Origin of the sequence: Agrococcus sp. HG114 (assembly GCF_024723325.1) — a bacterium.
Lineage (GTDB): Bacteria > Actinomycetota > Actinomycetes > Actinomycetales > Microbacteriaceae > Agrococcus.
Window position 1 is genome coordinate 1 of record NZ_JANQCH010000318.1, and the last position, 334, is coordinate 334.

Here is a 334-nt window from a genome sequence, read left to right on the forward strand (position 1 = left end):
GCCGCGGTCGTCGACGGCCCGATCGTCGTCGACGCCCGCGACGGGCTCGGCTTCGTCGGCCCGGACGCCGTCGCGCTCGCGCTCGCGCGCGCGGCGGTCGTGCAGGCGCTCGACGCCGTGCCGCCCGACGCCGCGGAGGTGATCGCGCCCGACGGCCCTGCATGGGACTGGCTCGCAGGGGTGCCGCACGCGCTCCACCGTGAGCCGGGAGCGTGCGTGCGGCTCGTCGGCGATGACGTCGAGGCGACCATCGCGGTCGCGCGGCGGGCCGCGCAGCTGCCGCGGGAGTGCCGCACCGTGGTGCGCGCGGCGCTCGACGCCGCCGCGCTCGGGT

At 79.9% G+C, this 334-nt stretch carries 1 protein-coding gene; it reads left to right on the plus strand.

The genetic code is table 11. The features are described from left to right. Positions 1-334 (plus strand): hypothetical protein (locus NWP09_RS13410; protein ID WP_258275965.1); only part of this gene is annotated, 334 nt, incomplete at both ends.